Here is a 13400-nt window from a genome sequence, read left to right as displayed (position 1 = left end):
ATTTTCGGAGGATTTGTAATGAACATTAAACCGTTGTTTGACCGTATAGTCATCGAACCTTTGGAAACAGAGGAGAAAACCAAAAGCGGCATCGTCCTGCTCGCCAAAGATCAGGAAAAACCGCAGATCGCACGCGTTACCGCAGTCGGCCCCGGCGGGGTTGTCGACGGCAAGGACGTAACCATGGTCGTCAAAGTCGGCGACAAGGTACTTTATTCCAAGTACGCCGGCAGCGAGTTTAAGGTTGACGGCAAAACGTTTACCGTTATGCGCCAAAGCGACGTTCTCGCCGTAGTCGAGGACTGATTTAATCACTATATATAATAAAGAAAAGGAGTTTTTATCATGGCTAAACAGATTAAGACGGGCGACGAGGCCCGTAAAGCTCTCGAAAAAGGCGTTAATACCCTTGCGGACACCGTCAAGATAACGCTCGGACCGAAAGGTCGTAACGTCGTTCTCGACAAAAAGTACGGCGCACCGCTCATCACCAACGACGGCGTTACCATCGCCAAAGAGGTTGAGCTCGAAGATCCGTTCGAGAACATGGGCGCGCAGATCGTTAAAGAAGTTTCGGTTAAGACCAACGACGTAGCCGGTGACGGCACGACTACCGCTTGCCTACTCGCCCAAGCCATTATCCGCGAAGGGCTTAAAAACGTTGCGGCGGGCGCAAACCCCATGATCGTACGCAAAGGCATTGAGAAAGCGACTGCGGAAGCCGTTGCTCAGCTCAAAGCCATAAGCAAGACGGTCGACGGCAAGACCGCTATCAAGCAGGTCGCTGCTATCTCCGCTTCCGACGAAAAGACCGGCGAGCTTATTTCCGAAGCTATGCAAAAGGTCGGCAACAACGGCGTTATCACCGTTGAGGAAAGCAAGACCATGACGACCGACCTCACGTTCACCGAGGGCATGCAGTTCGATCGCGGCTACGCTTCCCCTTATATGTGCACCGACACCGAAAAAATGGAAGCTGTGCTCGACAATCCCGTTATTCTCATCACCGAGAACAAGATCTCCAATATCCAAGAGATCCTTCCCATACTCGAAAAGATCGTTTCGCAGGGGCTTAAACTGCTCATTATCGCCGACGATATAGAGTCCGAACCGCTTGCTACCCTCGTGGTCAACAAGCTCCGCGGCACGTTCAACTGCGTAGCCGTCAAGGCTCCCGGCTTCGGCGACCGCCGCAAGGAAATGCTCCGCGATATCGCCGTACTTACGGGCGGCACCGTTATTTCCAACGACACCGGTATCGAGCTTAAAGACGCCGATCTTTCCATGCTCGGCAGAGCCAAGACCGTTAAGGTCGACAAGGATAACACCACGATCGTCGAGGGCAAAGGCAATAAAGCCGATATCGACGCGCGCGTTAAGTCGATAAAAGCGCAGATGGAGAACACCACCAGCGATTACGACCGCGAAAAGCTTCAAGAACGGCTTGCCAAGCTCGCGGGCGGCGTTGCGGTCATCAACGTCGGCGCGGCTACCGAAGTAGAAATGAAGGAGAAAAAGCTGCGCATAGAGGACGCGCTCGCCGCTACCCGCGCGGCTGTCGAGGAAGGTATCGTTCCCGGCGGCGGCGTTGCGTTGCTTTCGGCTATCCCCGCTCTCGATAAACTCATCGCCACGCTCGAAGGCGACGAAAAGACGGGTGCAGTCATCATCCGCAAGGCGCTCGAAGAACCGCTTAAACAGATCGCGGTCAACGCGGGCGTAGACGGCGCAGTCGTCGTTAATACCGTCGTTAAGTCCGGCAAGGGCGTAAACTACGGCTACGACGCGCTTAACGACGAGTACTGCGACGTCGTTAAGAAAGGCATTATCGACCCGACCAAGGTCACGCGCTCGGCGCTCCAAAACGCCGCTTCGATCGCGTCTACCCTGCTCACCACCGAGTCGGCGGTCTGCGACATCCCCACTCCGCCCGCTCCTCCCGCTCCCGCAGGCGACATGGGCGGAATGTACTAATCAATTAGAAATTAGTAATTAAATATTAAAACTGGTTGTACAAAACTTTTTGTTACAACCACTTTTTTTGTGTATTAATTGCTTTATACCGCACATAATACTAATACAGACCGATTCGATCGGTTTGACATATATATTGAAAGAACGTTGTTCCGCCGTATACACGAAACAACGTTCTTTTTTGCTATTCTATTTTGGTTATGTTCACCATGCCGCCGACCGCTTTAATGACGGACTTACCGAGCGGAACAATAAAGAAGTATTTTACGGTTTTCTTGTTGTTGGCGGGAAGGTTGAGGTTAATGCTTATATTCTGCTTGGCGTCGATCATAAATTCGCCGCCGCCCTCGCCGTCGAGCATGAAATTGCGCACTACGAACTTGCCGCCGTCGCCCTTGAACACATTGATTTCGTCCATGATAAGCATGGTGCTTTCGTCGGTTATCTCTATGCTGTACGTTCTGTCCAGCAGCTTCAAGTTGGTTACGGCGTTCGTGCCCATGACGAAAGTGCCGAACGCTATCGCCGTTTTAAGGTCGGGACGGAAATACTCTATATCGATAAGCTCCTGAACGCCGATAAGCGCGAGCATATTACCGTTTGCGGAAAGGTAATCGTCCGAGTGCGCCTGCCTGCCGCGCGGCAGGTACACCGAGAAGTTTTCGACGCTGTCCGTAACGTTTGCCGCCCACAGCGCGGCGCTCTTTTGCGCGACGGTTCCCGCTATCTCGTCCAGCCCGTAGCGTTTGAGTCCGTGGTAAACTATAAAATTGATATAAGGCACTATACTGCCGCGATACGCCAAAAACGGCGGAGTGCGCTTGCCGTTGTTGTCGGGTTTGGAGCGTTTTCCGTATTCCTTATTATCTATGGACAGCGTGGGTATAACAAAATCGCCCCAGAACCGTTTGGGATCGGTAAGATTGTTTATTATCAAAGACAGCTTGTCGCGAGTGTCGACGGCGCCCGCAAGAAGCGGATAGAACGAAGTAGCGCCCACAGTCGTAGCCCACTGCCCCGTGGTGTATCTATTCAAATACATTCCCTCGCCGTCGCACCAGAACGTATCGTTTATGATCTTTATCATATCGAGCTTTGCTTTTTGGTACTTGGCGCGGGCCGGCAAATCGAACAGAGAGGCTATGCGCTCCAATACGTCGAACGCCATGAGTTTGAGCGACGACATATCCAAACTGAACATTGCCGTGGGATTGAACTTTTCTTTGAGCGGAGAATCGGTCTGCTTGTACGCGACCTCGTTTTTGTTCTTTTCGGCGACGACTGGCGTTGCGATCGGCGGATACAGCCGCGCAAGCTTGCGGTATTCGGCGAGCATTCCGCTCTTATCCGTAAGGTGCATATAGTTATGCCACACGGCGAACACCGACATTATCCTGTCCTCGAGCGTATAGCGCAGTTGGCGCACCGCAAGCGCGGTATCGGTATAGCAACCGAGTACCGCCGAGCAGTTCTCGGCAGTGCCGTCCATATCGAAATGGTTATCGAGCGAAGCGCGCTGCGGAGAGAAAATCTCGGTCAACAGATAGGGATAGTACACGCGCGACCACAATACCGAGTTGTAAAGCCGCTCTGTCACGCCGCCGAGCTCGCCCGTTCCCATCGTTTTATTAACGCCGTAACGCAGCTCGCTCGTTTCGATCATGCTCTTTACCCTGTCGTAGCGCGGGATCTCGGTTTCGAAAATGTCGTCGTCGCCTACGCACGCATACACGGCAACGCTCGGCTGACGGCGGTTGATAACGAATTCCATGATCGCTTCGTTGAACGCGCCGTTCGCGGTATCCGAGGGCGACATATACGAGGTCGCATAGAAATATTCGCGGTAAACGTCGTCCTCTACCAAATATCTGCCACGGTAGACCGCCGAACTGTCGGTAAGCTCGACCGTGCCGGGAACGATCGCAAGGTGCGGACTGCGCCCGCGTACCGTTTCGCCCTCTATCGACATTTCGCCCGGGCAGTCGTAGCACGGATAGAATATAATTCTTACCCTAAGCTTGCGGCGCGAGCTCACCTGCAAAATGAGCGAACGGTCGTTCTGCCTTACCCATTTTACGCTGAGCGGGCCGCTCGTAAAATGCGCAAAGCTACCATCGGCAGTGTTTGCCGACGCGCTACCGATATTGCGCACGAAATCGTCGTTATCGAGCCATTTCTTATTGGAATAGTAAAGCACGCGCACGCCCCACATGGACCCGTTTCTGCCCACGAGCATTGCGCCGTTTATTGCATTGTAATCGTACCCAACGCCCGTAATGTAGCGGTTGGGAAAGTTCTCGTCGCTTATCGGCGGACCGACCTCGCTTTCTTCGCGGAATTTATCGAAGAACGGCGGGCGGAACGCGAAACCGTATTCTTTATTGATGTATTTCATGCAGCCTCCACGGTTTCGACAATCGGTTAGTTGAGCAAGTACGCCTTGGACGGAAGCGACAGCACTACGTCGCTCTTGGCGCTTATCTTAAACACGTTGGGCGCGACGTCCACGCTCGCCGTGACATATACGGGTTTTCGACCGAACTTATCGTAAGAAAACTGCCAACCGCCTTTTTCGAGCATATCGTACATTTCGGGATTGACGGTCACTATCGCCGCCTTGCAGTTCTCGTCCTTGAATATCTCGAAAAGATGGGCTTTTATCTTGCGCAGCATGAAGTTGGGCGTTTGCGTGTGCGCCGTGCCGTGGCAAGCGCTGCACTTATTCAATAGCACCGATTGGATTTCGGTACCCACCTTTTTACGTGTCATTTGCACAAGCCCAAGCTCGGTCATTGGCAAAACGCGCGTGCGCGTGCGATCCACCGATGTATGGTCACGCAATACCTCAACGACTTCCTCGTTATGCAACGGGTCTTGCATATCGATAAAATCGATCACTATCATGCCGCCGATATTTCGTAACCGCAGCTGGCGCGCTATCTCTTTTGCCGCTTCGCAGTTGGTGTCGAACACAGTGTTTTCCCTGTCGTTATCACCTAAATGCTTGGCGGAGTTGACGTCTATTACGGTGAGCGCTTCGGTGTAGTCAATAACTATATTACCGCCGCTCGGCAGCTCGACCTTGGTCTTTAACAGCTTTTCGACCTCGCCGAGTATGCCGAACTTTTTAAGCACGTCCTCGTTATCGCAAACGGTAACCTTTACCGCGCTTGCCAGATTGCGGTTAAGGTCCTGCGACAGCCTGTGCGCGATCTCCGCGCTGTTGCAAACGATCTCGTCAACCGACGAATTGAAAATGTCGCGCACCGTTCTGAATACCAAATCGCCGTCGGTAGACAGCCGCGCGACGCCGTCCGTCTCGTTGAATTTATCCAATAGCCGCGCGTACATATTTACGAAATACTTGATTTCTTCGATTATTTCGAACTTTTTGGCGTCCTTTGCCGCCGTGCGCGCGATAAACCCGCACTCGGGCGACGGACGGTTGCTTTCCAGAATATCATAGAGCTTTTTGCGCGTGGCTTCGTCCGTTATCTTGTTCGATACGCCGATAAAGTCTACGGTCGGCATATACACTACGTACCGCCCGGGAATGGAAAGGTTGGCGGACAGCCGCGCGCCCTTTGTTTCCGTCGGTTCTTTTACCGCTTGTACGAGTATGAACTCGCCTTCCGTTACGTTAAGCCGCGTGGGGAGCTTACCCGAGCGTTCGAGCGCCGTGCGGTTTTCGAGCATATCAGACGCCGCTAGGAAGCCGTTTTTCTTTTTGCCTATATCGACGAAAGCGGAATCGAGCCCGGGACATACGTTGACGACCTTACCTTTATAAATATCGCCGGTAATTCGCTCGGTATCCCGATCTTCCACGTAAAATTCTTTAAGCACACCGTCTTCCAGCAAGGCGACGCTGCACATATATGATTCGTAATCAACAAGAATTTTGCTTTTCAAAACGACCTCGTAGGCGTAATACGATTATAAGCAAGCAAAACGTGCGGGCACTTCTTTTATTTTACCACTTTTTTTCACGTTTGTCTATCGATTTACACGTTTGCGAACAGTTTGCTCGCGCCGTAAATAAGTTCGCTGAACGTTCTGCGCGGAATGAGTGCAATATCGACGGGGCGCGCCGCGCCTAAGTAGGTTTTGCGCCTGATCTTGACTAAATCGGCTGTGCGGAAAAACGATATTTTGCCGCAGCTCACAGTGTCCGAGCTAGTCGGCAGATCGCATTCTATCGCCACGGCGTAATCGTTAAGAACGCTTATCGCGGTATCGGGATCGGCGTCTGAACGCTTATCGGCAAATACGAAGCCGTACTTTTTCATATTCGCGTAAAACTCGTCGCGAAGTATCATAGTACCGGCGAGCCGCATCGTGTAGTATCCCTCCCCGTCCGCTTTTGAGTATATGGGACGGTTCACCTGCAAGAACGGCTGGATTATATCGAACCGCCCGAGCGACGGCACGTCAAGCGGGTGCATAACGTAGATAAACGTGGTTACTTTCGGCTCGAACGGACGGTCGTTCTTGTCTATAAAATGCCCTTTGTCGTAGAGCAATATCTTTACGTCCGCACTATCCGTCATGCAATAGAAGAAAATATTTTCGGCTATCGCGCGGTATTCCTTATCGAGCAAAAGCTCTTTCCATTCGGTAAGTTCGAGGGGCGTGCCTTCCGCCATGAGTCGCTCGAAGTACGCCGAAGCGTTTTCTTTATTTTTCGTTTTGCGCTTTTCCGCCGCGGCTTCGCGCACAGACTTAGAGGTGTCGTTCGCGACGATCTCGTCCAAAAACCGCTTCACCCGAACGTCGGACTTGAACGCCAGCAATAATCTTACTATCGATACCCGCTCGTGCGCCGACGATTTGCCGTAAAGCGTCATAAGCGCGTCTGTCACCATATCGTAGTCCATGAGCACGTCTCGAACGGCGGACTTATCTATCTTCTTTCCGTAGAGCGCCATTTCCAAAAGACGGTTTATGGCGCGCACGCGGTCGACCTCAACGAGTATCGAGTATTTGCGGTATTTTTTGTCGTACTTATCAATGAAATATGCGGCGCGATCGAAATCTTCGCGCGCCATGTCGTCGATATACCTATCGACGCTTTCGTCCCAGCCGAAAAGCGGGCTCGACTTATCGGCATACTGCGCCGATAACAAAAGCCGCATATAATCATCCGCGTGGCAGCCGCACTCGGCGCACGCGTTTAAATATTCGTTAAAATACGCGTCGTATACGGACACGCCTTTGGTCGCACCCGCAAACGAGTTATTCTTGCCCCTCGCTTTTAGAGGAACGTTATTCATCATTACGGCTACCGTTTGATAGCTCTGCATAGTGTGCGAACGCGTAAGTTCTACAAGAAGCTGTTTAAAGCCCGCCGTATCGCGCTCGTATAAAGACCGTGAAAATTCGTCGAGCGCCGCGCCGGACAGATTTCGCACTTTTTCCGAAAGTTCCATGTAAAAAGCATAGCACAATCGGCTGAAAAAATCAACAGTAAACCCCTAATTTATCCATTTTTATCATTAATTCATATTTTTTAATGTTTAATTGTATCCAGCCCCCCCGCCGTCATACCGTAGCCGTGCGCCTTGACTGCGTCTATAAGTGTGGTTTCATCAACGGTGAACATACAGCGAAGCGTATCGGCGTTCACCACCTCGAAATTCGTAAAACGGTCGGCGTCGAGCATGGTCACGAGCGAAGCTAGCGGCGCGGCGCTCGACACCACGAAAGTGCGCACTTCGAGCGGCGAAGCCATGCGCGATTTGCGGTTTGCGAGCGCGAACGCCGTCGTATACTTAGCTTTTTTATCGGGCACGAACGCCGACACGAGCATGAACAGTCCTACGCTCAATAAACACAGATTGAGCGAATACACCGCCGACAGCGCGAATAAGCCTATCGTTATCACACCGAACACCGCCGATATTATGCGCATGATCTTATACGCTTTATCCCTGTTAAGCCGTTTTGTCAGCAGCGCGAAAGTTACCCGCCCACCGTCGAGCGGATACACGGGTAACAAATTGAATAGACCTATATACAAATTACACGCGCAAAACGCCTGCGTGAACGCGTAAGTAGTCGGCACCAACCACCATAACGCCGCGCACAGCGCCGCCGTTATAAGATTGAAGATCGGACCCGCGGCGGCGACCGCTATCTCGTGCTTAGCGCGCATCTGCACGTCGCCGCACAACGCCGCGCCATAAGGCATAAGCTTAACAACGTTTAGCTCGTACCCGAGCTTTTTAGCGACCTTGGCGTGCGCGCACTCGTGCAAAAGCACCGCCGCAAGAGAGCAAACGTACTGATACGCCATACCCATTGCGACGAAATAAACCGCCATTACGAACATTACGGGCGATATGTAAATACGCACCTCGCCCGCTTTTTCGCCCGCCTTGCGGAGTCGTTTTGTTTTAGATCTAGCCATTTATCCGAAATATGCCGACGAGCCGAACCCCGACCGCCCGAAAACGTCGTAGCAAAACACCTTTTCGAGCGCCGTTCTTACCGCCCCTAGGAACGGAAGATCGACATAATGCAACGCGACTATTCCCCCGACAATCGCGCCCGCCACCAAAAGCCGGATCAAAAAGCCGATCAACGGTCTGTCTTTTTTCGTTTTTTTGCGCTCGACGGTCGGCTTGGTCGTCACCTTGCTTTCTACTACATTACAACCCGAATACTTGTCCATGCCATAATATATGACAGAAAGAAGGTTTTAATTCAGAATTCAGAATGTAGAATTCAGAATTATTGACCCCCATTCGGGGGATTGATTTAATTTGACATCAATTCTTAATTCCGAATTCTTAATTCTTAATTTACTTCGCTTGTTTTGCCTACGTCATAGATGCGCGACACTTCGGCGGTGATTTTGAGCAAATAGCCGTTTTCGTTCTTGTCGACGGACAAGTCGAGCTTTTCGACCTGCATAAACTGGTTAAGTAACGCCATTACATCGCTCTGCGCGACGCGCAACGTGCGTTTAACGTTGCCGAACTCGTCGTTTTCTATCATGCGCGAAATGCGCTCCGCAACTTCTCCCATTCTATACCCTACCTATTACTTTCCTTTTTCAGCTTGCGTTTGAGCCTTCCCCAAAACCCGCGATACTCGGCGGCGGGGTCTACTATCTCGCTCGACCCACCGGATATATGCGAAGCGAGTCTATCGAACGGCTTGCGCGGAACCGCGGTTATATTGTAAACGCCGTCAGTTTCGGGTATTATGCCGCCGACCGTGCATTTGAGAAGCCCACCTATCTCGCCGGGGCTGGGTATTTTTCCGCTCGCGAGCAAATCGCCGCGCACGCGGTTTACAACCACTTCACACGGTATTCTATACGACGACAATAGCGTAATTACCTTATTCGCGTCCCTAAGTGCGCTTACATGCGGCGTTGTGACAACGAGCGCACTGTCGCACGCGCCGACCGCGCGAGTAAACCCCGCTTCTATCCCTGCGGGACAATCGACGAGCGCGTAGTCAAACGTAACGGCAAGGCTGTTAAGTACGAGCCTGAGATTTTGCGCCGTAACCCTTTCGCCGAGGTAGCCGTGCGCCGACGGAAGCAAGAACAGATTGCGGGTATCCGCTTCGACTAACGCTTGCCGTACCCTACACCTATTTTCTATAACGTCCACGATATCGTACACCACGCGCGCTTCCAGCCCGAGCACCACGTCGAGATTGTTCAAGCCGAAATCGGCGTCCATGAGCGCGACGCGAAAGCCCTGCCGTGCGAGCGCCATTCCCAAACATGCAGTGACCGTGGTTTTACCCACGCCGCCCTTGCCCGAAGTGATAACCATACTCTTCATGTTAAAATTATAATCCTCTCGCAACCTTGATTGCAAGAGGATTTTTGAAGGGTTATGTCGAATTGAAAAAATTAGGAATGATTGACCACTGCGTGGCGATTTAATATATCCTCTTTAATTCCTAATTACTAATTTCTAATTCCTAATTGATTACGCGTGCGCGAGAATATCGTCGAGAAGCGGTCTGTCCGACAAAAGCTTACCGCCGCCAAACACGGTCGCGTACCGCGCGTCGGGCGATACCGTTACGCGCAAGCCCAAACGCTTGGTCATGACCTCTGCAAGCCCGGGCATTTCCGAGCCGCCGCCCACTACCGATATTCCGTAACGCTGGATCTCTGCGGCGATAGTCGGAGTACAGGTATTGAGCACGTTCTCCACCGCTTCGATTATGTTCTTATAGTATTCGTACACGACGTCAAACAGCTCCGCGCTCGACACAGTCGCCGTGCGGATATTGCGCGTTTCCATGTCCATGCCGCTGACCGTAGTTTGCGCACAGTCGTTGCGAATAAGACTGCAAACTTCTTCCTTTATGCGCCGCGCGGTCGAACGCCCGATACCGAGCTGGTACGCACCACTTATTCTATCCATTAGCGCATGATCGATCATGTCGCCGCCTATCGTTACGCCGCAGCCCGATTTGATACCGCAAAGGCTGATTATGGCCACCTCGGTCGCGCCGCCGCCTATCGACACCACCACGCCGCCGAACGCCGACGATACGGGCAGTTCTACGCCTATTCCCGCGAGCATAACGTTATTTATCATCGTTATTTCGTCGATGCCGGCGCGCATGAGCACTTCTTCGTACGCTCTACGCTCGTCGACCGATATACCGATCGGAACGCCGAGAATGCAATTAACACGCGGCTTAAAGACGTACGACTCCGGCAAAATCTTTTTCATGAATTCGCCGAGCATATCCGCACACGCGTCGGCGTCCTTGATCGCGCCGTCCACGATCGGACATACGATCTTGGTCTTTTCGGGCGCGCGCCCCATCATTTCATAAGCTTCCGCTCCGACCGCACGCGTGCGGCGCCTGCTTCCGTCGTCGAAGTACGCAATGACCGACGGCTCGCGCAAAACAATGCCGTTACCCGATACAAATATCGATGTGAACGACGTGCCGAGATCAAGCGCTATATCCATCTTCGCCATTTAGTAAATTCTCCTCGATAAGTTTTTCCGTAAGCGCGACGGGCAAGCCGACTACGTTGTCGTACTCTCCGTCGAACTTTTCGATAAGCGGTTTAAGCATTATATCATCTATATTGTATCCGCCCGCTTTATCGAACGGCGCACCGCTATCTATGTAATTATACACCAATTGGGGCGTAAATGCACCAAAAGTGACCAATGTTTTTTCGCTTTTTACGATTTTTTTGCCTTTGTAGCCCAAAAACACGCCCGTAACCACCTCGTGAGTCGCGCCGCACAGCGTTTTGAACATATTTACGGCTTCACCCTTGGTCCGAGGCTTGCCGAAAACTTCGCCGCCTATACCTACCACCGTATCGAACGCGAGCACCGGTAAATCGGTGTTTTTCATGGCGCACTCGCCTTTTATGCGCGCGTTGGCTTCCGCAGTCGCGGTCGCGCCGTCAAGCGTTACCTCGTCGGCGTCTGTCGGCATGAATACGGGTTCTACTGATTTTATCTTTTTTATAAGCTCTCTCCGCCGCGGCGAAGCGCTCGCTATAACGATTTTCATTGTGATTTTAATTAAGAATTCAGAATGTAGAATTAAGAATTAATGACCCCTACGGGGTAATTTAATTATATAATCACGAGCGTAGCGAGTCCGCAATTCTTAATTTTTAATTCTTAATTCTGAATTTTACAAAATTTCCAAGTTCTTTTTATACGCCTTGGCGAAATCCGCACCCGCGGAGAGCGCGTCCTTAATTTCGAGTGAGCAATCGCCTTCCACCTCGGTCTTCATAATGACAGAGTCGCCGAGAACGTCGCAGGTAAGCGACTTGACCGAGCCCGACATAGAGCGGTCGAGCGAGTCAGCTATTCTCAGTATTACCGCAAGCCGCATGACAGCTACGAAATCTTCTTCCTGAACGATACCGCTGTACTTGTTCCACTCGGCGTACGACATATCGTCGAGGTCATGCGCGCGTACTACGAACGCCGCCAGCACTAGATCGCGGTGCGACACGCCGTAAAGATTGGAGTTCATGATCGAGTAGTTCGAGTGTTTATAGTGGTTATAAAAGCTTATGCGCCCTCCCGTTTCGTGCATGAGCGCGGCTATCCTCAAAACGCGCACGTACTGGCGCGGAAGCTTGTGCAGTACGCGGAGCTGTTTATAAAGCTGTATCGCAAGATTGCAAACGTGCTCGGCGTGCGACACGTTGAGATCGAAATAGTGAAGTCTTGTATATATCGAATAACCGAGTATGTCGGTGATCGGCTTTTCTATCGTGGTAGGCACGGTATGGTTGAACAAAAAGCCCTCGCGTATGCCCGAACCCGACACGATTATCTCGTCGAACTCGGTGCTGTCCAAAAAGCTCTTTATGCTCGAAAGCGCCGCGCAGAAAATATCGGCGCGCTGAGCGGACAAGCCTTTTATCTTGGTGCGCTTTTCGCCGTCCAACACCTTTATCATGTCGTAAACTTTATTAAACGTTTCTACCCCGATATGGTAGTTATGTACCATGGGGAGCGGGTACTTTTCTATGCGCTGAACAATGCTTGCAAGGTTGCGGAACGAGCCGCCCACGCCCACGAACTTATATTCGGGATCGAGCGTTTTGAGCCACTCGATGCCGGCGAACTGGTCGCGCATATACGTTTCTATCATTTGGGCTTGTTGGAGCGGGGTCGTGTTCTCGTTGAATAACGACGATAACGTCATCGTGCCTATGGGAAGGGTCACGCGGTTTACTATCATTCGCCTGTTATACTGTATGAGCTGGAAGGACGAGCCGGACAAATCCATGATCACGCCCTTAGGAACTTCTACCGAGTTGATTACGCCGTAATAGATTTGCGTTGCTTCCTGTTCCTCGCTCAGTACATCCATTTTAAATCCGCAAACCGTATTTATCTCTTCCAAAAAACTGCGTTGATTCTTCGCCTTACGCACGGCGTTGGTCGCAAACGCGTAAATCTTTTCTACGTTGTTCGCGTCGCACAGCTTGCGGAACATTTTAAGCGTTTTGACCGCCTGAGCAATACGCGCTTGCTTTAAATACCCGTCGCGCTCCATGTCCTGCGCGAGCCGAACGCTTTCCTTTAACTCGTCGTACACGACGAAATACCCGTCGTTGATAACGTGAGCCAGCACCAACCGTGCCGAGTTGGATCCCAAATCTATAATAGCAATATTATTCAAAGCAAGCACCTTCGAGGCAAACATACTGCCCCATTTTGTTTAATAATTAAAGTATAACACACTTTTTTGACCTTGTAAAGGGGGTTTTTCAAATAAATTTCAATTATTTTCCGTCGAAAACGACTATAAAACACAATATATGCCGTTTTTACGCCCGAGCGCCGCCTATTGCAAATGACAAAATTCGTCAAAACTCTTTACAAATTTTTGCGTGTGTGATACAATAAATAAAGTATGTCTATCACGAGAAAAACAAGAAAAATAAGTTT

The 13400-nt window shown here is 51.3% G+C and carries 12 protein-coding genes; 2 read left to right on the top strand and 10 right to left on the bottom strand.

Going from position 1 to position 13400, the window contains the following annotated elements; all coding sequences use genetic code 11:
- Positions 1–18: 18 nt before the first annotated feature.
- Positions 19–306 (top strand): co-chaperone GroES, encoded by a 288-nt coding sequence (locus tag HDT28_06645; GenBank protein MBD5132243.1) that lies wholly within the window; start codon positions 19–21, stop codon positions 304–306.
- A gap of 39 nt (positions 307–345) precedes the next feature.
- Positions 346–1974 (top strand): chaperonin GroEL, encoded by a 1629-nt coding sequence (groL, locus tag HDT28_06640; protein ID MBD5132242.1) that lies wholly within the window; start codon positions 346–348, stop codon positions 1972–1974.
- A 184-nt stretch (positions 1975–2158) separates the two neighbouring features.
- Here groL and HDT28_06635 read toward each other — a convergent pair whose 3' ends face one another.
- The 10 genes from HDT28_06635 to HDT28_06590 form a co-directional block, all read right to left on the bottom strand.
- Positions 2159–4369 carry a hypothetical protein gene (locus tag HDT28_06635; protein ID MBD5132241.1) on the bottom strand — a complete coding sequence of 737 codons (2211 nt, stop codon included), beginning with the start codon at positions 4367–4369 and terminating at the stop codon, positions 2159–2161.
- Between the two features lie 26 nt (positions 4370–4395).
- The gene (locus HDT28_06630; GenBank protein MBD5132240.1) at positions 4396–5886 is read right to left on the bottom strand and encodes an Rne/Rng family ribonuclease; all 1491 of its coding nucleotides are present in this window, start codon (positions 5884–5886) and stop codon (positions 4396–4398) included.
- A 92-nt stretch (positions 5887–5978) separates the two neighbouring features.
- Positions 5979–7403, bottom strand: coding sequence for a DUF4132 domain-containing protein (locus HDT28_06625; protein MBD5132239.1), 1425 nt, complete (start codon positions 7401–7403; stop codon positions 5979–5981).
- An 80-nt stretch (positions 7404–7483) separates the two neighbouring features.
- Positions 7484–8383: a hypothetical protein gene (locus HDT28_06620; GenBank protein ID MBD5132238.1), complete on the bottom strand. Its 900-nt coding sequence runs from the start codon at positions 8381–8383 to the stop codon at positions 7484–7486.
- The gene (locus HDT28_06615; protein MBD5132237.1) at positions 8384–8647 is read right to left on the bottom strand and encodes a hypothetical protein; all 264 of its coding nucleotides are present in this window, start codon (positions 8645–8647) and stop codon (positions 8384–8386) included.
- Positions 8648–8772: 125 nt separating this feature from the next.
- The gene (locus HDT28_06610) at positions 8773–9003 is read right to left on the bottom strand and encodes a hypothetical protein (GenBank protein MBD5132236.1); all 231 of its coding nucleotides are present in this window, start codon (positions 9001–9003) and stop codon (positions 8773–8775) included.
- An 8-nt stretch (positions 9004–9011) separates the two neighbouring features.
- A complete protein-coding gene (minD, locus tag HDT28_06605; protein ID MBD5132235.1) occupies positions 9012–9776 on the bottom strand; it encodes a septum site-determining protein MinD in 765 nt (254 codons plus the stop codon).
- A gap of 150 nt (positions 9777–9926) precedes the next feature.
- Positions 9927–10940: an Hsp70 family protein gene (locus HDT28_06600; GenBank protein ID MBD5132234.1), complete on the bottom strand. Its 1014-nt coding sequence runs from the start codon at positions 10938–10940 to the stop codon at positions 9927–9929.
- Positions 10915–11493, bottom strand: a complete 579-nt coding sequence (gene maf, locus HDT28_06595; protein ID MBD5132233.1) for a septum formation protein Maf — start codon at positions 11491–11493, stop codon at positions 10915–10917. Before maf ends, HDT28_06600 begins: the two co-directional genes overlap by 26 nt.
- 126 nt (positions 11494–11619) lie before the next feature.
- Positions 11620–13155, bottom strand: coding sequence for a Ppx/GppA family phosphatase (locus HDT28_06590; GenBank protein ID MBD5132232.1), 1536 nt, complete (start codon positions 13153–13155; stop codon positions 11620–11622).
- Positions 13156–13400 lie beyond the last annotated feature (245 nt).

This window comes from Clostridiales bacterium (genome assembly GCA_014799665.1).
In the GTDB taxonomy this organism is placed as follows: Bacteria; Bacillota; Clostridia; order Christensenellales; family Pumilibacteraceae; genus Anaerocaecibacter.
Note: the sequence above shows the minus strand (reverse complement) of the source record. Positions and strands in the feature narration are given on the sequence as shown.

Excerpts from the sequence above, each read along its gene's own strand:
- HDT28_06645 (MBD5132243.1), top strand. The coding sequence starts at position 19 with ATGAACATTAAACCGTTGTTTGACCGTATAGTCATCGAACCTTTGGAA.
- groL (MBD5132242.1), top strand. The coding sequence starts at position 346 with ATGGCTAAACAGATTAAGACGGGCGACGAGGCCCGTAAAGCTCTCGAA.
- HDT28_06635 (MBD5132241.1), bottom strand. The coding sequence starts at position 4,369 with ATGAAATACATCAATAAAGAATACGGTTTCGCGTTCCGCCCGCCGTTC.
- HDT28_06625 (MBD5132239.1), bottom strand. The coding sequence starts at position 7,403 with ATGGAACTTTCGGAAAAAGTGCGAAATCTGTCCGGCGCGGCGCTCGAC.
- HDT28_06620 (MBD5132238.1), bottom strand. The coding sequence starts at position 8,383 with ATGGCTAGATCTAAAACAAAACGACTCCGCAAGGCGGGCGAAAAAGCG.
- HDT28_06615 (MBD5132237.1), bottom strand. The coding sequence starts at position 8,647 with ATGGACAAGTATTCGGGTTGTAATGTAGTAGAAAGCAAGGTGACGACC.
- HDT28_06610 (MBD5132236.1), bottom strand. The coding sequence starts at position 9,003 with ATGGGAGAAGTTGCGGAGCGCATTTCGCGCATGATAGAAAACGACGAG.
- minD (MBD5132235.1), bottom strand. The coding sequence starts at position 9,776 with ATGAAGAGTATGGTTATCACTTCGGGCAAGGGCGGCGTGGGTAAAACC.
- HDT28_06600 (MBD5132234.1), bottom strand. The coding sequence starts at position 10,940 with ATGGCGAAGATGGATATAGCGCTTGATCTCGGCACGTCGTTCACATCG.
- maf (MBD5132233.1), bottom strand. The coding sequence starts at position 11,493 with ATGAAAATCGTTATAGCGAGCGCTTCGCCGCGGCGGAGAGAGCTTATA.
- HDT28_06590 (MBD5132232.1), bottom strand. The coding sequence starts at position 13,155 with ATGTTTGCCTCGAAGGTGCTTGCTTTGAATAATATTGCTATTATAGAT.